The sequence below is a fragment of the Paracoccus sp. S4493 genome (assembly GCF_000967735.1).
Lineage (GTDB): Bacteria > Pseudomonadota > Alphaproteobacteria > Rhodobacterales > Rhodobacteraceae > Paracoccus > Paracoccus marcusii.
Genome location: NZ_JXYF01000347.1, coordinates 1 through 339, shown reverse-complemented (window position 1 = coordinate 339; position 339 = coordinate 1). Strand labels below are relative to the sequence as shown.

General features: G+C 69.9%; 1 pseudogene. It reads left to right on the top strand.

Annotated features, from left to right (window positions below):
- Positions 1-339 (top strand): annotated as a pseudogene (locus TW83_RS17665) (bifunctional riboflavin kinase/FMN adenylyltransferase); the annotation flags it as partial.

Here is a 339-nt window from a genome sequence, read left to right as displayed (position 1 = left end):
GCCGCGCCGCCCTTTCGCCTCATGAACTCCGAGGCACGGGCCAACCGCCTGTCCCGCCTTGGCGTTCAGCACCTCTACGAACTGCCCTTTGGCCCGGTGCTGGCGGGCCTGACCCCGCAGGCCTTCGCGCAGGAGGTCCTGGCCGACGGGCTGGGCATCGCGCATGTCACCGTGGGCGCGGATTTCTGTTTCGGCAAGAACCGCGCGGGCACGGCGCAGACGTTGCAGGATCTGGGTCGGACATACGGCTTCGGCGTGACCATCGTCCCGCTGATCGGCGCGGGAGAGGCCGAATACAGCTCGACCGCGATCCGCACGGCGCTGGCGCAGGGGCTGACC